Origin of the sequence: Ornithinibacillus xuwenensis (assembly GCF_039614845.1) — a bacterium.
GTDB classification, from domain to species: domain Bacteria; phylum Bacillota; class Bacilli; order Bacillales; family Amphibacillaceae; genus Ornithinibacillus; species Ornithinibacillus xuwenensis.
This window is the reverse complement of the sequence record NZ_JBDIML010000002.1, coordinates 56,394-75,055: the sequence shown is the minus strand read 5'-3', so window position 1 is coordinate 75,055 and position 18,662 is coordinate 56,394. Positions and strand designations below refer to the sequence as shown.

Sequence of the window (18,662 nt, the reverse complement as noted above, 5' to 3'; positions counted from 1 at the left end):
ACTCTTCAATAAGGGTGGTATCGCGGGAATTTAAACTCTCGTCCCTATTATATAGGGATGAGGGTTTTTTTATATTTATAAACAATTAGGAGGTTATGTAGATGTTAGACATGAAGTATTTACGCAATAATTTTGAAGAAGTGAAAGCAAAATTAAATCATCGTGGAGAAGATTTATCCGAGTTAGACCGATTTGGGGAGTTGGATGAGCGACGTCGTGATTTAATTACTAAAACAGAACAACTTAAAGCAAAACGTAATGAAGTAACAAAGCAAATCTCTCAGCTCAAAAAGGAAAAGAAAGATGCAGACGCAGTGATTAAGGAAATGCGAGAAGTTGGCGATCAAATCAAAGAATATGATCAAGAGCTAAGAGAAATTGAAGAGACACTAGAAACAATCCTGTTATCAATTCCAAATATTCCACATGAAAGTGTACCTGTTGGAGAAAGTGAAGATGATAATGTCTTAGCACGAGAATGGGGAGACGTACCTTCATTTGATTTTGATGCACAGGCACATTGGGATGTCGCTACAAATTTAGACATTCTTGACTTTGAAAGAGCTGGAAAGGTTACCGGTAGCCGATTTGTCTTTTATAAAGGGTTAGGCGCTAGACTAGAACGTGCCCTCATGAGCTTTATGATGGATCTGCACGCTGATCAGCATGGCTATGTCGAAATGCTACCTCCATCTATGGTAAATCGTTCTAGTATGACAGGAACTGGACAGCTACCAAAATTTGAAGAGGATGCCTTTAAATTAGAGGGATGGGACTATTTTATGGTACCTACTGCTGAGGTACCAGTCACCAACTATCATCGAGAGGAAATATTAAGTGTAGAAGCTTTACCAACAAAATATGTTGCATTTAGTGGTAGCTTCCGATCTGAAGCGGGTTCTGCTGGACGAGATACACGTGGATTAATTCGTCAGCATCAATTCAATAAAGTAGAGCTTGTTCAATTTGTGAAACCGGAGGATTCTTATGAAGCATTAGAAGTCCTTACTAGCCATGCTGAAAAGGTACTACAGCTTCTTCAATTGCCTTATCGTGTAATGAGTATGTGTACTGGTGATTTAGGCTTCACAGCAGCGAAGAAATACGATATTGAGGTATGGATTCCAAGTCAAAACACATATCGTGAAATATCTTCTTGTTCTAACTTTGAAGACTTCCAAGCGAGACGTGCGGGTATTCGCTTTAGAAGAGAAGTCAATGGTAAACCAGAATTTGTCCATACCTTAAATGGATCTGGACTTGCAATCGGACGTACTGTAGCAGCCATTCTAGAGAATTATCAGCAAGCGGATGGATCTGTAAAAGTACCTGAGGTGCTAATCCCTTATATGGGTGGAAAAGAAGTCATCAAATAAGTATGCAAGCTACTCTTAGGAGTAGCTTTTTTTCTCATGAATAGTTATAGTAATTTCTATTATTTTCCTATAAAATAAAGACAAACTACTGTCGGAAGGAGTAATAGAAATGAATCGAATTAATCTACTAACACTTGGTGTAGAGAATATCCAAAACTCACTCAAGTTCTATCGCGATGGATTAGGATTTACGACTAGTGTAAAAGAGGATAATCCTGGTATTGTATTTTTCAGTAATCAGGGTACGCGGCTATCATTGTACCAAATCGATGAGCTAGCAAAAGATATTAATCAAGCAAATCCTCCAAAAAGGGATGGGTTTTCAGGGATTACACTTGCGTATAATGCAAAATCAGAAGAAGAAGTAGATCAAGTAATTGAAAAAGCAAAGCGAGCGGGTGCAAGTATTATTAAGACGCCTCAGCGTGTATTTTGGGGTGGATATAGTGGCTATTTTTCCGACCCAGATGGGTATGTATGGGAAGTTGCCTATGGGGAAAATTGGAGCTTCGATGAAAATGATATGCTAGTGATAGACTAGTAAGGATGAAAAGCATTGGTACCTATGCCAATGCTTTTTTAGTAGAGTGGCGCGGGTAAGTGAATATATTTAAGGTGAAAATTTTTAAGAAATTATTGAAAAGTATTATATTTTATTTCCTAGCAAAAAAGTACAAAATCTAATTGACATTAAAAACTAAATCCTGTATATTAATAAATGTTGCTACGGAGGTATACCCAAGTCTGGCTGAAGGGATCGGTCTTGAAAACCGACAGGCGGGTCAAACCGCGCGGGGGTTCGAATCCCTCTACCTCCTCCATTTAAAAAGCGCATAAATATTGGAGATATGGAAACCGCTACTTCTAGTAGCGGTTTTTTTAATGGATTATTTTTTTAGAAAGGATTCTAGAAGGGAAAGTGGTAAGTGAAACTTATTATCGTCAAGCTCTAATAGATTTTCATTATCTTTCATCATTTCTTCTTCTTTTATTTCCTTCATTTGCTTATGAAGCTTTTCCATTCGGTAATCCAACTCGGTCGCAACTTTGGCTGCATCCTTTAATTCACTGGATAGGTCTTGTGGGATATCCTTCTCATATTTATAGTATATTTTATGCTCCAGACTTGCCCAGAAATCCATTGCAACGGTTCGGATTTGAATTTCAACATTTACTGCTTCAACACGATCAGATAGGAAAACTGGAATGGTAAGGATGAGATGAAGACTTTGATAGCCGTTTGGCTTTGGATTCTGGATATAATCCTTACAGTCTACAACTGCTATATCCTCTTGTTTTTGGATCATTTCACTAATCTTATATATGTCAGAAACGAATGAGCAAACAATACGAATACCAGCAATATCATGAATGTTGTCCCGTATGCTGTCTAAAGAAAGCTCCAGATCTTTACGATAAATTTTATTCAAAATACTCTCTGGTGATTTAAGGCGGGACTTCATATGTTCAATTGGATTATAGTCATGGATATGTTGGAACTCTTCTTTCAGTATTTTGAGCTTCGTATTTATTTCATCTAATCCGAATTTGTATGTCATCATAAATCTAGTCAGTTCATTACGAAATAATTTCATTTGCTCTAATTTAGTTTGTTGTCTGTCCAAGCTGTTTCTTCCTTTCTATCTGCATATCCCCATTATACAATAAGTAATTTCGAAACAAGGAGTAGGAGCTAGCAAAAATAAAAAAGGGTACATCTTAGATGCACCCTTCGGAAAGTATTATTTAATTAGTTCACGTGTTTCCCATCGTCTAGATTGCTGAATAAAGTGACCGATTTTCTCTAAAATAGGTTCAATCGATGTTTCATCATTCATTAAGTCATAATCAGATATATTAATACGTAAGATAGGACATGCATTAAAGTTATTAATCCAATTTTCATAACGATTGTACATTTCTTCCCAATACGTTATTGGAGTACTTTTTTCCATTTCACGTCCACGCTCTTGAATTCGATTTAATACTTCATCAAAAGAACCTTCTAGATAGATTAATAAATCGGGATGTGGAAAGTATGGTGTCATGACCATTGATTCAAATAGACTTGTATAGGTATCATAATCTGTTTTGGACATTGTACCATTTTCATAATGCATCTTTGCAAAAATGCCAGTATCCTCATAAATGGATCTGTCCTGGATGAATCCACCACCATATTCAAAGATTTTCTTTTGCTCTTTGAAGCGTTCTGCAAGAAAGTAAATTTGCAAATGGAAGCTCCAACGTTCAAAGTCTGCATAAAATTTTTCTAAATATGGGTTTGTATCAACTTTTTCAAATGAAGTTTTAAAATTTAATGCATTTGCTAATGCATTTGTCATGGTTGATTTTCCAACCCCAACAGTCCCAGCAATAGTAATAATACTATCATTAGGAATATGGTATTTTTCTCGTAAGTTCATTACTTAATCTCCTTTATAACTGGGTATGAATAATATGCTAACTATTATTTCGTCACACTTATAAAATTACTTAGCTGTTCTTGCACTTGGGCAATAATGGCATCTAAATCATCCTGATGCTTTACAAAATCAAGCTGATCGCCATTGATTCGTATTACTGGGATTTCTGGATGCATAATTTCAAATTCATTCATATACGACTCATAGTCCTCGGAAAGCTGTGCTAAGTAAGATGCTTTTATATTTTGCTCAATTTCCCTACCACGCATCTGGATACGATTTAAAATAGTATCTAAACTAGCATGTAAGTAAATCATCATATTTGGCACAGGCATGTCTGCCGTTAAAATGTGATAAATTTGCTCGTATTTTTCAAATTTATCTGCTTGAAGTGTACGCTTTGCAAAAATCATATTTTTCGATATATGATAGTCTGCTACGACTGGTTTTTGCTGATTTAGATATTTTCTTTCAATATCTTCTAGTTGCTTAAAACGATTGCACAAGAAAAACATTTCCGTTTGAAAGCTCCACTCATCTATATCATCATAGAATTTCCCTAGAAATGGGTTTTCTTCAACGATTTCTTTTAATAATTGAAAATTAAACCGTTCAGCTAGTTTTTTCGAGAGTGATGTTTTACCAATACCGATTGGCCCTTCAATTGCAATAAATGGGACCTCTGCCATTCTAGTTCCCCCAATCAAAATGAATTCTGACAGATATCTTATAATTTTATCATACTAATAGAATCTCTTCTATAACAGTTTCATATCGTCTTCAAGTAATATTTGGTACGCGTCATTATGTGGTTAATTCCTTTGATTTTTTAGACAGTTTTTGTATAATTATGGTTGTTCCTATTTTATATGCCTTCGTAGCTCAGGGGATAGAGCATCGGTTTCCTAAACCGTGTGTCGCAGGTTCGAATCCTGCCGTGGGCATTAAGTAAAACCTTGCTTTAGCAAGGTTTTTTGTTTTTAGAATTAATTAAAAGGGATTTAAGAAGTATGGGGACAAATGCTACTTATTTAATTAATACAAACCCCAAAAACTAACAAAAAAGTATTTGATTTACTAGTAAATGGGTACAAAGTAATGATAGTGAGGTATGGTAAGCGTAAGTGTATGGGGGAAATTCCTTATCTTAACGATTGAATTCATTGGTTCCTTAATCTAATGAACTGCAATTTCAATCGATATTATTTCAGTCATTTACTGATCGAGGAATTTTGGAGTTAATATCATTAATGCTTTTATAATTCCAAAAAGCATCTATCTGAAACTTGAGAATCAAATAGATGCTTTGGTACAAAAATGAAGAATAAGATAGTCCAATCAATTAGGTATTGATAAGTAAATTGCCCAACAGTAGTTTCGGAAATTAGGTAATTAATTTGTGCAGAAATATAATAAAATTACTTTTTTGATGGTGCAGATTTAAACAATAATTTTTATTCCAATCAAATGAATAAGAGTTTCTAGAATAATACGATATACCTTATTTATGAAAGTTCGTATTTTAATTTGTTGTTTTAGCTAACAGAATACAACATAGAATAATATTCTATAGAAACAAAAAATCATTCGTTAACTAATAGCTGGTTTAGGTAAGATACTTCTTTATTGCTGCATTAGCTCTAAAAGCGCCAAATATTTTTACTGTTTTTATAGTTTTTCTTACTAAGTCTAAGTCGATATCATTATCAAAAACCAACATTCCAACAATTTTAATGTCTAATACCTTATTTTTTTCTAATAAACTTTCGAGCATTTTTTTACTATAACGACTAATACCAATTACAAAGGATTTTTCATTAATGACCTTTTCAATAACATTTGAATGACTTGATATTTGATTACGAATTGATGTTTTAATAAAATCTGTACGATTTGAATAAAAACCCTCTTCAACTAATAAATCAATTTTTCCTAAATCCACCACATTTGAATTAATTGTAATTTTCTCTGTTTCTGCCATCCATTAACCATCTCCTTGCCATCTATATATTTATAACCATATATTATCACGTAAAAAATAAATAGTAAACATCTAAATACCATCTGTATAGATGGTAAACGTTTTTTTGTGGTAACTTATATAATTATCTTCCTATCTAATTTGGGAGGACATCATTTTATACATCTAGAGTTAGTCTAGAAATATCTAAAGGGCAAATTTTATAAATAGGTTTGCAAAGTAAAGTTTGTAAATTCGGATTAGAAAACTACTATAAGAATTTTAGTAATAAATCGATTTAGCCAATAAAATATTTATTTTGAGTTTATAAGGTTCTCTGGAGATTGTTTCATACTTCATGAAATTATATATAGTAATAAAATTTTATACATACTTCCAAAGGGATTTAAGCATAATTTGTATATAATATTAGTAAGGATGGGAGAGCGGGAATAATCCTCAATCCTTGGGTGATGTTAAGACTTTCGCTTGCTAGAGTAGGGGATTAGTTATTTTAAAATATATAATAAGGATTTATCTAACGAAATTACTTTCAAGTGCTTAGTTTTAGAGCTTTTGCCAAAGTGGGCAAGATTAGACAAATTTGACTTATAAAGATAACATATCCCTTGTGGAATGATATATTAAATTATTTTATACAATATAATCTAATAAGACAGAGCTTTATAATCGGTTTCCTAAACCGTGTGTCGCAGGTTCGAATCCTGCCGTGGGCATTAAGTAAAACCTTGCTGTAGCAAGGTTTTTTGTTTTACATCATAAGTGGAAATTAGAATTTTTTTCCTGCGCAAGTAAAAGTGATGGAGCATGTTCGATATGTTTATAGCTGTCGTCATTGCGAACGAAATGAAATAGAAACACCTATTACAACAGCATCGATGCCTTCTCATGTTTTTCCGGGAACATTAGCTTCTCCGCTTATCTTTGTGTTTTTTCTTATTTTAATTGATAATTAGTATGTTAGTAGTGTTGTGAATTTAGCTGTCTTTGCGTTGCGTTTTCTAGTTTTCTCCACGTATCTGAACTACTTAATCAATAATGAGGTTCTTTTATATGCGGATTTTTGGAACACCTTATATAAGTTGTGATTTTTTGTAATATTTTGCAGAAATATGTCGAATCGATAAATAACCCTCAAAATTATACTGAACTTTCCCAATATCACTATCTCCCTTATGCGCTAATATTGAGATGAAGGGAGAATGGAGAAGAATTATATCGATAATAGTCTAAATATTATAATAAATAGGGGTCTGAAATGAAGAAAACAAAAGTGATTGTATTTATTAGTCTCAGCTGTAGTGATGTTTATATCTACTACACATATTTCCGCACAAAATATTGATTTTAAATTAGATGGAGAACAAATCGATCAGGATGTTTTAAAGGATAGTCAAGCCGAGATAAACACTGTACTTCCAAAGATAGCGAAGTTTCTTGCTAAACATTAATAAATTATATTACTAATTTACCCATGGGAAGTCACCCCGGTTCTGTAATTCATCAAGGTGGGGGAGACTACCATGTAACACATCCTTCAGTAGACTTTAATAAAGGTAAAGGAATTAATACCACAGTAATTAAAAGTGCTACGGGTTATGGACAAGACATCTTTAGACCATACATGCAAAAGAATGGGCTTTTCGGACTTGGTACTGCTGGCATTGAAATTTTCAGAAATGGTGTCCAACTTGATGATAGATTAGTTAAAAGTAATCAAACATTCGATTACAAAATTCCGGGCGGATACAATACAGAATATGGGGGTTATGAGATTCACTATTCTGTTCACGATAGTCAAAGATGGACCCCAAAAATGTATTATATCAATATAAATCCTCCATGCACTCAATGTCAGCCTTCTTTTGATGGAGAAATCAATGACATTACTACTAATCATGTAATGAAAGATAATCGCATCTATGTAAAGCAAAGTGAAAACACTGCCAGCAAAAATTCAGTGAGTTATAGCCCAATATTAACAATGGACGAATTATATACAGAGTTTTACGATAATAAGACAAAAGAACTTACTAACCAAACAAAAACGATTGCACCAGGTTCTCAGATAGTAATAAATGATGTGATTATAGGACTAACTTACAATAAAGAAAAAGAATTCACTACACTTAACTTTAACTCAGAATATCCTGAACTAGATTACCATAGTATCTATTTTAAAGGAGATCTTTCAAGCGAATATGAAATAGGAGATTCATTGACATTAGTATTCGAGCTTGTGAAAACAGAAGAAATAAACGGGAACACCTTTGTTGAATTGGATTACAACTTACAAGCTGAGAAAAATGATGAATATCCAAGTCTCGATGCTTTTGTAAAAAAGTGACAACACTAGAAAAGGGGAGCGTTACCTTCCGCCCCCTTTTCTGTTATTTTGTATACTATAATAAAAGTTAAATAAAAAGGATGATTTAATGCATAATATAAAAAGGCATTACTGGATAATTTTTATCTTTGTGTTATTTGCTATCTCCTACTTAAACTATTTATTGGCTATTGAATTTCAAATCTGGAGTGCTACGCTAGGCATTTTCGCTAACGTTTTGATTTTTCTTGTAGTCATAATTCCATTTACGGCGTATCTATCTAATCAGATTCATACGTTCACACTATCTAGAAATATACAAGAAAAAAGTGCTTTTAAGTTCCTCCTCCTAGTTCTGATTGTACTCCCAGTCGTAATAGTCTCTTTAACGATTTATAACGAATATAAAGAAAAGAGTTTAATAAATATAATAGGCTATGATTCAGAACAAGTAGAGTCATTAGAATTTCATTTAGATGGAAGTAAATATTGGAGGAACACCAATGAAGAAGCTATTGAGGAACTATTTGATTTTTTGAGTCAATATAATGTGAAAAAAATAAGCAATAATGATTGGAATAGTGATGTTTCTAAAGTACTAAGTTTTAGATTTACTATGTTTACTAAAAATGACGTAATTGCAGTCTCTATTCATGAAGACCGCTTATCTTTCCATGGCAACAATAACAGTGGCTATTATTCAGTAATAAATGGACCAGTTAATACCCAGTGGGTTAAGGTTTTTAATGAAAAATATAACGGAAACTGAGTAATAAACAGTAGCAACTAGAATACAAAGTTTATCTAAGGATACTTTAATAACTATAATCGTTGTGCTAAATATTAAAAAAGATAGCCCTTAACAATAATGACTATCGGGAGAGGTCTACTTTGTTAAGGTTTTTTATGCCAGACTATTAAATATAGTATTTTTCGACTTCCTTAAATAGGGTTATAGTTAGATAACTACAAATTACTTAAGAAATACAAAAACATCCAAACCAATTTATTTAATCTCCGAGTTTTGCCACCGATGAATTAAATATTACAAAGAACGCACAGAAAAGCTTGAAATGGAAAAGGAAGAGCTGGAGGCAAAATTAAAATGGTACCAGGAGCAATTCCACTGTTGAAGAGCCAACGGTTGAAACGATTACTCATAAACGTAAGTAAAAGAGTGGCCATCGTGAACGAATTTGAAAACCTGCCTACGGAGACGATTGAATACCATTTATCCGATGAGGACCAGGTTTGTTCGTGTTGCGGTGGTACGCTGCATAAAATGAGCACGGAAGTGCGTAAAGAATTAAAAATTATTCCAGCACAAGTAAAAGTGACGGAACATATTCCTGTTTTCCTGGGAAGTCTAGCATCTCCATCGGCAATGGCATATAGATGACACAAAAGTATCTAGAGGTTATGCCTTTGTATCGCCAAAAGAAACATTTGGAACGCAGCCAGCCAGTGTTGGAGGATTTTTCAGTATGTCTTCGTGAACAAACGCCTCGTGTACTGCCAAAAAGCGCACTTGGCCAAGCCGTTAAATAGTGTCGTAACCAGTGGGAAAGATTAGAGGAATTCCTAAAGGATGGTCGTTTGGAGATAGATAATAACCGTGCAGAACGGTCAATCAAACCTTTTGTGATGGGACGCAAGGCCTGGATTATTAGTAACACTGCAAAGGATGCAATTCAAAAGCCCCTTTAGGGCTAGTTGGTAAAGTTTCCTTCTAGGGCGAAAATAAAACCGCCCGTTTTACGGGCGGATATTTATTTAAGGCTTATCAAAAAAAATTACGATGATTGTTGGACAAGTGTCCTCGCCATCACAATTGCATATTCTGTAGCTTTCTCCACTCCAATTAATGTCGTCATAGAGGTTGTTCCCTCAAGCAATAATGTAAGTTGGTTTGCTAAATCTTGTTGATTATCCTTTCCGTCACGTTGCGCTAACTGCTGGAAATATTGAAGTAATTTATATTTATGGTTTCGTGCAATATTTTCAATTTCATTATCCGTTCCCGCATAATCCTCAATCGCCCTTAGAAACATATCCCCTTTATAGGATTCTTCCTTTAACCAACGGCAATGCGCTTCTACAGCAAGAATGAAAGTGGAATCTGAGTCTTTTTCTATATGTGCATCCAAATAAGACCAATAGCGTTCCTCGCGTTGTCGAAGTACTTCTTCAACCAGTTTATTTTTTGAAGGAAAATGATTATAGAGCGTCATCGTTGCGATATCTGCTTCCTGTATAATTTGCTTTAACCCTACTCCACGAAAGCCATGCTCATAGAATAATCGTTCCGCTACTTCAAGCAACTTATCCTTTTTTGTAGATCGACTCATATAATCAACTTCTCCTTTTATCCAAAATGAATCCACTTTTTTACTTCACATTATCAATTTACTGCTTCTATCGTCAACCTTTTAGCGAAGGGATTTCCTTATTTGTTATTTTGAGTGTCTTATCTTAAATACTACATTAGTAATCTAGTTATCAAGGCGACATTCTAATTTCCCTATCGGTTGAATACTTCCTAACTTTATGTAAAAATAGAAAGGTCGTTCTATATAATATGGTGAAATTGTTCCATATTTTTGTACAAAAATAGGAATAGCTGCTTTTGAAAAAAATGAGGGAAATCAATTATCAATGAACAGTATTTCTCTTTCAGCAATAGCAATTTACCAGCAAGTTTATACATAAATCAATAAAGGAGTTATTATATGGGTAAAATTGGGAAGGTCTTTTGGATATCATTGATAGTATCCGCTATTTTTGTTTTATGGGGAGTGCTAGCACCAGCTAATCTAGAGTCTATTACATCTAGCATTCAATCTTTCCTTACCTCAAAATTCGGTTGGTTCTACATTCTTTCTGTTGCCATATTCTTAGTATTTTCTATCTATCTAATATTTAGCCGTTTTGGTAGTATGCGTTTAGGAAAAGAAGGAGATAAACCAGAGTATAATAAAATCACATGGTTTGCCATGCTGTTTAGTGCTGGAATGGGGATAGGACTTATATTCTGGGGAGCTGCTGAGCCTCTTGCTCACTTCGCTGCTCCGCCATCAGCAGAACCAGAAAGCATTGCAGCTGCAAAGGATGCGCTACGATTATCTGTTTTTCATTGGGGATTACAAACATGGGCTGTTTACACCATCATTGGATTATCAATTGCTTATTTTAAATTTCGAAGAGGTGCACCAGGCCTAATCAGCTCTACGTTTCAGCCTCTAATAGGTACGAGAACAAACGGTTGGATTGGAAATCTTATTGATATTATCGCAGTATTTGCGACCATATTTGGCGTTGCAACCTCTCTTGGGTTGGGAGCCACTCAAATTAGTGGAGGTTTATCCTTTGTTACGGATATAGAAAATACCTTTACCACAAAACTAGTCATTATTATTGTAGTCACGGTATTATTTATGATTTCAGCTTGGTCAGGGTTAAGTAAAGGGATTAAATATTTGAGTAATACAAATATCGTCTTGGCAGTATTGCTTCTTTGTTTAACTGTTATATTAGGTCCAACTATTTTCATTATTAATACATTCTTTTCTACAATTGGAAGCTATATCGATTCTCTGCCGTCCCTTAGTTTTGAATTAGCATCATTCGATAGTAAACATAATGAATGGATTCAAGACTGGACTGTCTTCTATTGGGCTTGGTTTATCGCATGGTCTCCTTTCGTAGGAAGTTTTATTGCTCGTATTTCTAAAGGAAGAACAATTCGTGAATTTGTCACAGGCGTCTTATTTATTCCAACGATATTCTGTGCAATCTGGTTCATTGTATTTGGAGGTACTAGCTTATTTCAAGAAGTAAATGGTATCAATACCGGCTTGACGGAGTTAGCCAAAGAGGAAACTTTATTCGGTCTATTTGAATCACTTCCTTATGGATCCATACTGATTGTTGTTGCTATCCTACTAATTGGTACATTCTTTATTACATCCGCTGATTCGGCGACCTTTGTTCTAGGTATGCAAACGACAAACGGCAGTTTGAATCCACCTAATAAGATAAAATTGGTTTGGGGAGTTATTCAAGCAGCTACTGCTGCTGTATTGCTTACCTCAGGTGGACTTGAAGCATTACAGACAGCGTCTATTGTCTCTGCATTTCCATTTACCTTCATATTATTAATAATGATTGTCTCGCTAGTGAAAGCTTTAAAAGAAGATTTTCAAGAGCAAAAACAATTAAAGACAACTGATAAAGTATAGTGCACTTTATAGTTTTACTAAAAAAATCCTCCCCAAGTAGTATTCGATACTTACCAGGGAGGATTTTTTAAAATTTTTTGTTTAGGTACAGGGTTATTGCTAAATAGTTGAGTTTATAATTTAGTATGGTTTACAATAAGTACTATTGTGTTGCGTACAAACTGTGGAGTAATATTTTCTAATATAACGCAACATCATAAAAGAGTTTTAACCGGTAACTTAGGTTTTGATTCCACCGAAGTGCCAACGTATTCTGTTATGCCATCCTACATCTTCCATCGACCATTCAATTTTTTGCAAGTCCACAAAACAAGACTCATCGCACATTTGACAACAAGAAGGGAGCAACTCTATGAATCTAACAAAAAAAATAATTATTGCATTAATTTTAGGTATTGTAGTTGGAATCGGATTTAGTTTTACATCTACTAGTTTATTCTCCTCCATTGATTATTGGGTATTACATCCAGTCGGACAAATTTTCCTTAATTTAATTATGATGATTGTTGTCCCAATTGTATTTATCTCAATAGTTTTAGGGACTGCGGGTTTAGGAGATCCAGCTAAACTAGGGAAAATAGGATTAAAGACCATTTCGTTTTACTTAGTGACAACAGCTATCGCTATCATGATTGGTTTAGGGGTAGCCTATCTATTAAATCCTGGTAAAGCAGGAATCTTTGATGTTAGTACGGTAGATTATGAGGCAAAAGAAGCACCACCAATTATGGAGACATTGGTGAATATTATTCCTTCTAATCCGATTGAAGCACTGTCTTCTGGAAACATGCTCCAAATTATTGCATTTGCAATATTTATTGGGATAGCGCTTGCTGTTCTACGGGAGAAGACTAAGGGAATCCTTCAGTTATTTGAACAAGCTAATGAGCTATTTATGTGGTTAGTGAATACTATTATGAAGTTTGCCCCATATGGTGCTTTTGCATTAATAGCATCTGCGATTGGAAATGCAGGATTAGATGCAGTGGGATCAATGGCAATGTATATGATTGCTGTAATCGTTGGGTTAGTTATTCATGGTGGTATTATTTACAGCCTAGCAATTTGGTGGTTAGGTAAAGCAAATCCTATTCACTTCTATAAAGAATTTTTCCCAGCAATGTCTGTTGGCTTTAGTACCTCGAGCTCTAGTGCTACCTTACCTGTGGCGATGCAAATTGCGCAAGAAAAACTTGGTGTAAAGAAATCCATTAGTAGTTTTGTTCAACCACTTGGAGCTACGATAAATATGGATGGTACTGCCATTATGCAGGCAGTAGCAACTGTGTTTATTGCACAGGTCTATGCGGAATCTCTTGGATTTAACGACATTATTATCATTATTCTAACCGCAACTCTTGCAAGTATTGGTACTGCTGGTGTTCCGGGCGTAGGGCTAGTCATGCTAGCAATGGTACTTAGCCAATTAAACTTACCTGTTGAAGGGATTTCTTTAATAATTGGTGTCGATCGAATATTGGATATGCTACGAACCTCTTTAAATCTAACTGGTGATGCAGCATGTGCTTATATCATTTCAGAAAGTGAAAAACGACAAGAACATAAGATGACTTAATGAACGAACCTCTCTAATAGACTTATTAGAGGGGTTCTTTTAGAAGGAAAATATAACTTGGTATTTCATTATATTCACTATTGCGTTCAAATTAATGTGAAGATAGTTTAAGCAAATGGAAATGATCGAAAGGAAAAAATAATATTACTAGATTCGAGAAATGCGTCTTTTCAAAACCAATTAATTATTAATTGGTATTCTTGTATTAATAAATTCATCAAGAGCAGAATTTAAATTTTTTACGAGTTGTGCTTGGTTTTCTTTTGGCTTTATTGGATCACCAACCTTAAATAGTTGTTCTGAAGCTTTTTCTATATTATGGAGCAATGTAACTTCATCTTTATCTGTTGATAGAGCGGCGAAATGTTTTGAGTAAGAAGATATCCATCTTGCAACATCTAATTGCCATAGCTCTCTAGATGGGTCAGCGTAAGTTGGTGGATTAGAATTCAATTCATGTTTAGCAGATAATACAAAGTCTTCTACCGACTTATATTCACTTTTTCTTAAAATATCTGGATTACTTTTGTCTATTGCAAGGATTTCATTGATGTTGTCTAAATCAATTATTTCATCCATCGATTCTGTTACCGTACCTGCGTTATGATGGAATAAATCTAATTTATCTACCAAAAAATAACCTGATCCTATTAAGAAAAAGCACGTTATACTAATACTGAGTAGGGTCATCAATATTGGTTTTAAATGAGAAACTTTCCTTTGGGATGAGTGGTATAAAGACTTTCTAATATTGGCTTTGCTTTCCTCGCTTAAGTCAATATCTTTAAGTACAGATCTATCCATGATTTCCTTCAAATCATTTAATAGTTGATTCATTAAATCCACTCCTCTCAAATAATTTATGTAATTTAAGCCGTGCTCGATAAAGACGAGCCTTCACGGTTTGTAGACTTATGCTTAGTGTTTCCGAAATTTCGATATATGACATTTCTTCATAGTAATATAGAATTATGACTTCACGATATTTTACTGGTAGTGCTAAAACGAAATCTGCAATTGTTCTGTTTTTCTCTACCGTTATAACTTCTGATTCAGGTGATTCATTGGTAAACATAGATTTTGAAAAAAGGTCTGAGATTGTAATATGTTTATATGTCCAACTCCTAAAATAATCTTTGCATAGGTTAATGGTTATACGAAAAATCCATGTCTTATAAGAAGATTCATGGCGAAAAACATCTATATGTTGATAACATCTAATGAAAACCTCTTGTGCAATATCTTCAGATAACTGTCTTTGTTTTGTATATGTAAAAGCCAGTCGGATAACATCTTTCCCGAACTCACTCATTAACCACTCAAGCTGTTGATCTTTAGTTAATGGTTTATTGACTTTCTCGTAGTTCTTCAAATATCCTCCACCACCCTTTCATCTATTAGACGGCGCATCTATAATTTGGTTGTATAAAAATATTTAAAAATTCTTGTCTTTATCTATTCTAACAGTATAAAAATTCTAATAATTTGTGATAAATGCTTTCAAAAAATCATAAAATGTTCTAAAATATAAATCAAATAAAAGTTTAAATATTTTATAATTTAAGAATTGTAATCGGTTGCAAATATTTTCAAATGAGGTGATTGGATGGACATGCAGCGCATACCTGCAAGAGAAGGAAACCATAACTTGAAAAATGTACAAGAAATGCGAGCTTCCTTTAAGTGGGAGGATTTAAAGAAAAACTTTACCTGGAATGAAACTGGAAAAGTAAATATTGCATATGAAGCAATTGATCGCCACGCAGAAAATCCAGCTAAGAAAGATCAGATTGCACTACTGTATTCAGCACCTGGAAGAGAAGAATCATTAACATTTGAACAAATAAAGCGGGAAAGTAATAAGTTTGCAAACGTCCTGAAGAAACATAATATTCATAAAGGTGATCGCGTCTTTTTATTTATGCCAAGAAGTCCGGAATTTTATAGTAGCTTCTTTGGAATATTGAAAACAGGAGCAATTGCAGGTCCTTTATTTGAAGCATTTATGGAACAAGCGGTACGTGATCGTTTGCAGGATAGTGAAGCTAAAATGCTCATTACAACACCAGAATTACTTGGTCGAGTACCTCAAGAAGACCTTCCAAACTTAGAAAAAATTATCTTGGTTGGAAGTGATGATGGGACTTCTGGAGACTATATAAATTATCAAAGTGAGATGGAATCTGTAAATGATTCCTTTGAAATTGAATGGGTTGATTTAGAGGATGGAATGCTTCTTCATTATACATCTGGATCTACCGGAAAACCGAAAGGCGTCTATCATGTACATAATGCCATGATTCAGCATTATGCAACAGGTGAGTGGGTGCTTGATTTAAAAGAGGATGATATTTATTGGTGTACAGCTGATCCAGGTTGGGTAACGGGTACTAGCTATGGAATCTTTGCCCCTTGGCTGCATGGTGTAACCAATGTTATTCGCGGGGGTCGTTTCACACCAGAGGATTGGTATCAAACACTAGAAAAAAATAATGTTACCGTATGGTATACGGCACCTACTGCACTAAGAATGCTTGTTAGTGCTGGAGAAGAATTGGTGAAGAAGCACAATCTAACTACACTTCGTCATATCATGAGTGTAGGAGAACCATTAAATCCAGAGGTTATCACGTGGGGATTAAAAGCATTTAATTTACGAATACATGATACTTGGTGGATGACTGAAACGGGAGCACAGCTTATTGTCAACCTTCCATCTGAAGAAATCCGACCAGGTTCAATGGGGAAACCAATACCCGGTATTGAAGCATCAATTGTTGATAATGAAGGAAATGAAATTCCACCAAACCAAATGGGGAATTTAGCAATTAAAGCAGGCTGGCCTTCTATGATGCGTGCCATATGGAAAAATCCAGGGAAATATGATAGTTATTTTGTAAATGGCTGGTATGTATCTGGAGATAGTGCGTATCGAGATGAGGATGGGTACTTCTGGTTCCAAGGACGTTTAGATGATGTCATTAATACCTCGGGAGAACGAGTCGGCCCATTTGAGGTGGAAAGTAAGCTAATTGAACATCCTGCTGTTGCAGAAGCAGGTGTCATTGGTAAACCTGATCCACAACGAGGAGAGATCATTAAAGCATTCATTACGCTAAATCCTGGACATCAGGAATCTAGTGAGCTATTAGAAGACATTCGTCAATTTGTTAAAACAGGATTAAGTGCACACGCTGCACCACGAGAGATTGAGGTTCGTGAATCGATTCCAAAGACCCGAAGTGGGAAAATTATGCGACGTTTACTGAAATCCTGGGAGTTAGGGTTGCCTACAGGGGATACGTCAACATTAGAAGAATAAACTAATAAACCTCCAGTTCAGGATTTGAACTGGAGGTTTATTCATTTTGTTTAGGATGATTTTGATATCGTAAAGTTATCTTGCAATAATAGCCAGTTTTGTGGAAATGCTAAGCCTAGCTTCCAGTAGCTTATACCGCGTAACCCGAGCTCTTTAATTAAATCAAACTTAGCCTGAATAGAGCGTGCATCCTCAAACCATACTTCATGCTGCTTCCCTTCAGCATCCCAATAATTAAAGAATGGTGCCTGTGCAGTAGTATCATATTGAATCGCTACATTATTTTCTCTCGCAAGTGCAATTGCCTGCTGTGGACTTACAGCTTTCGCATATTCTCCTCCTTCAACAAATGGGAGTGTCCAATCATATCCATACAGGTTTTGACCTAATAGGATTTTATTAGCTGGCATTTCTGTTAAGGCATAATTGACAACCCTGCGTACTTGATCAATTGGCGATACTGCCATCGCAGGACCTCCACTATAGCCCCACTCATATGTCATAAGCACGACAAAATCAGCGACAGAACCATGTGCACCATAGTCATGTGCTTCATACCATGCTCCTTCTTGTGTTGCACTGACCTTCGGAGCAAGTGCCGTTGACATGAGTAATCCTTCCTGTGATAAGCGCTCCTTGGCTTTCGCTAAAAAGCTGCTATAAGCATCACGGTCCTCAGGCGGTAAAAATTCAAAATCAAAATGTACATCACTAAAACCAACCTGTTTTGCGGTATTCACAATATTATCTAATAACGTATTTTGTACTGCTTGAACGGTTACGATAATATGTCCGAGCTCTGCACTAAATGCTCCTTCTTCTAAGGTTGTAATAACCATCATAAGCTTTGCATTATTTGCATCTGCAATTTGTTTGAAATTGTTTAAAGGTGGGGCATTTAAGGAACCATCACGATTGACCTGATAACTAAAGGGTGCAAGGTAAGATAAAAATGGAGCGTTTTTTCTTGCGGAATTTTCTAGTTCTTGGGAAACAGAACCTCCTATTGGTTCAACGTATGCATTTGCAATAATTTCGGGTTTAGGGCCAGGTGGAATATATAAACGCAATCCAACCGTTAAAGGACCATTAACCGGAATACTGTTTACTCGTGCTAGTTCTTGGTACGATATATTAAAACGTTGCGCTATAGAATAGAGGCTATCACCAGGTTGAACAAAATAAAATTGCCCAACAATTGGAATGACGAGTGCTTGCCCGACAACTAAATTATTTGGAGCTTCCAGTTCATTGGCGTTAATAAGTGCATCTGTTGTAGTACCATATGTACTAGCAATGGTGTACAAGGAATCTCCACTTGAAACAACATGAATTTGCATAAAACTCCCTCCTTCTGATTCAATCTTCAAGCTATAAACTTGATATTGTCTCTATATAAATCTTTATGAAGGGAGTA

17 protein-coding genes, 3 tRNA genes, 2 pseudogenes and 1 other annotated feature (1 of these 23 only partly in view) are annotated in these 18,662 nt (G+C 35.0%); of the genes and pseudogenes, 14 read left to right on the top strand and 8 right to left on the bottom strand.

The genetic code is table 11. The annotated features are described in order from the left end of the window. Positions 1-49 (top strand) — a binding site (T-box leader) (it extends 182 nt beyond the left edge of the window). Positions 50-101: 52 nt separating this feature from the next. The 3 genes from serS (at position 102) to ABC228_RS06205 (ending at position 2,197) form a co-directional block, all read left to right on the top strand. After that, a complete protein-coding gene (gene serS / locus ABC228_RS06215; protein WP_345824243.1) occupies positions 102-1,376 on the top strand; it encodes a serine--tRNA ligase in 1,275 nt (424 codons plus the stop codon). Between the two features lie 109 nt (positions 1,377-1,485). Then, positions 1,486-1,917 carry a VOC family protein gene (locus tag ABC228_RS06210; RefSeq protein WP_345824242.1) on the top strand — a complete coding sequence of 144 codons (432 nt, stop codon included), beginning with the start codon at positions 1,486-1,488 and terminating at the stop codon, positions 1,915-1,917. 187 nt (positions 1,918-2,104) lie between these two features. Then, positions 2,105-2,197 (top strand) — tRNA-Ser (locus ABC228_RS06205). 66 nt (positions 2,198-2,263) lie between these two features. On the opposite strand, the gene ABC228_RS06200 is transcribed toward ABC228_RS06205, so the two are convergent. The 3 genes from ABC228_RS06200 to ABC228_RS06190 form a co-directional block, all read right to left on the bottom strand. Continuing rightward, positions 2,264-2,971, bottom strand: coding sequence for a GTP pyrophosphokinase (locus ABC228_RS06200; protein ID WP_345824835.1), 708 nt, complete (start codon positions 2,969-2,971; stop codon positions 2,264-2,266). Between the two features lie 147 nt (positions 2,972-3,118). Then, entirely contained in the window at positions 3,119-3,802 is a 684-nt protein-coding gene (locus ABC228_RS06195; protein ID WP_345824241.1) for a deoxynucleoside kinase, read from the bottom strand. Between the two features lie 44 nt (positions 3,803-3,846). Then, entirely contained in the window at positions 3,847-4,491 is a 645-nt protein-coding gene (locus tag ABC228_RS06190; RefSeq protein WP_345824240.1) for a deoxynucleoside kinase, read from the bottom strand. A gap of 182 nt (positions 4,492-4,673) precedes the next feature. Here ABC228_RS06190 and ABC228_RS06185 point away from each other — a divergent pair. After that, positions 4,674-4,746 (top strand) — tRNA-Arg (locus tag ABC228_RS06185). A gap of 662 nt (positions 4,747-5,408) precedes the next feature. Here ABC228_RS06185 and ABC228_RS06180 read toward each other — a convergent pair. Then, a complete protein-coding gene (locus ABC228_RS06180) occupies positions 5,409-5,783 on the bottom strand; it encodes a CopG family transcriptional regulator (RefSeq protein WP_345824239.1) in 375 nt (124 codons plus the stop codon). Between the two features lie 557 nt (positions 5,784-6,340). Between ABC228_RS06180 and ABC228_RS06175 the strand changes: the two genes are divergently transcribed. The 7 genes and pseudogenes from ABC228_RS06175 to ABC228_RS19085 form a co-directional block, all read left to right on the top strand. Continuing rightward, positions 6,341-6,499 (top strand) — tRNA-Ser (locus tag ABC228_RS06175). 66 nt (positions 6,500-6,565) lie between these two features. Continuing rightward, positions 6,566-6,700, top strand: a pseudogene (locus tag ABC228_RS06170) (IS66 family transposase zinc-finger binding domain-containing protein); the annotation flags it as partial. A 360-nt stretch (positions 6,701-7,060) separates the two neighbouring features. Further along, the gene (locus ABC228_RS06165) at positions 7,061-7,234 is read left to right on the top strand and encodes a hypothetical protein (protein ID WP_345824238.1); all 174 of its coding nucleotides are present in this window, start codon (positions 7,061-7,063) and stop codon (positions 7,232-7,234) included. Between the two features lie 23 nt (positions 7,235-7,257). Continuing rightward, the gene (locus ABC228_RS06160; protein ID WP_345824237.1) at positions 7,258-8,130 is read left to right on the top strand and encodes a hypothetical protein; all 873 of its coding nucleotides are present in this window, start codon (positions 7,258-7,260) and stop codon (positions 8,128-8,130) included. An 88-nt stretch (positions 8,131-8,218) separates the two neighbouring features. Further along, positions 8,219-8,878 carry a hypothetical protein gene (locus ABC228_RS06155; RefSeq protein ID WP_345824236.1) on the top strand — a complete coding sequence of 220 codons (660 nt, stop codon included), beginning with the start codon at positions 8,219-8,221 and terminating at the stop codon, positions 8,876-8,878. A 336-nt stretch (positions 8,879-9,214) separates the two neighbouring features. Beyond that, positions 9,215-9,508: an IS66 family transposase zinc-finger binding domain-containing protein gene (locus ABC228_RS19090; RefSeq protein WP_427902211.1), complete on the top strand. Its 294-nt coding sequence runs from the start codon at positions 9,215-9,217 to the stop codon at positions 9,506-9,508. A gap of 155 nt (positions 9,509-9,663) precedes the next feature. Beyond that, positions 9,664-9,798, top strand: a pseudogene (locus ABC228_RS19085) (IS66 family transposase); the annotation flags it as partial. A 104-nt stretch (positions 9,799-9,902) separates the two neighbouring features. Here ABC228_RS19085 and ABC228_RS06145 read toward each other — a convergent pair. Next, positions 9,903-10,457, bottom strand: a complete 555-nt coding sequence (locus ABC228_RS06145) for a TetR/AcrR family transcriptional regulator (protein ID WP_345824235.1) — start codon at positions 10,455-10,457, stop codon at positions 9,903-9,905. Positions 10,458-10,838: 381 nt separating this feature from the next. Between ABC228_RS06145 and ABC228_RS06140 the strand changes: the two genes are divergently transcribed. Next, entirely contained in the window at positions 10,839-12,347 is a 1,509-nt protein-coding gene (locus tag ABC228_RS06140; protein WP_345824234.1) for a glycine betaine uptake BCCT transporter, read from the top strand. A gap of 352 nt (positions 12,348-12,699) precedes the next feature. Further along, the gene (locus ABC228_RS06135; RefSeq protein WP_345824233.1) at positions 12,700-13,923 is read left to right on the top strand and encodes a dicarboxylate/amino acid:cation symporter; all 1,224 of its coding nucleotides are present in this window, start codon (positions 12,700-12,702) and stop codon (positions 13,921-13,923) included. A gap of 180 nt (positions 13,924-14,103) precedes the next feature. Here the strand turns inward: ABC228_RS06135 and ABC228_RS06130 are convergent, their stop codons facing one another. After that, positions 14,104-14,760 (bottom strand): hypothetical protein, encoded by a 657-nt coding sequence (locus ABC228_RS06130; RefSeq protein WP_345824232.1) that lies wholly within the window; start codon positions 14,758-14,760, stop codon positions 14,104-14,106. Then, complete coding sequence (locus ABC228_RS06125; protein WP_427902218.1) at positions 14,741-15,235, bottom strand: sigma-70 family RNA polymerase sigma factor; 495 nt, start codon at positions 15,233-15,235, stop codon at positions 14,741-14,743. The genes ABC228_RS06130 and ABC228_RS06125 overlap by 20 nt, the downstream gene beginning before the upstream one ends. Positions 15,236-15,529: 294 nt before the next feature. Here ABC228_RS06125 and acsA point away from each other — a divergent pair, with 294 nt between their 5' ends. Then, positions 15,530-17,245, top strand: a complete 1,716-nt coding sequence (gene acsA, locus ABC228_RS06120; RefSeq protein ID WP_345824230.1) for an acetate--CoA ligase — start codon at positions 15,530-15,532, stop codon at positions 17,243-17,245. A 50-nt stretch (positions 17,246-17,295) separates the two neighbouring features. Here the strand turns inward: acsA and ABC228_RS06115 are convergent, their stop codons facing one another. After that, positions 17,296-18,585 carry a glycoside hydrolase family 18 protein gene (locus tag ABC228_RS06115; protein ID WP_345824229.1) on the bottom strand — a complete coding sequence of 430 codons (1,290 nt, stop codon included), beginning with the start codon at positions 18,583-18,585 and terminating at the stop codon, positions 17,296-17,298. Positions 18,586-18,662 lie beyond the last annotated feature (77 nt).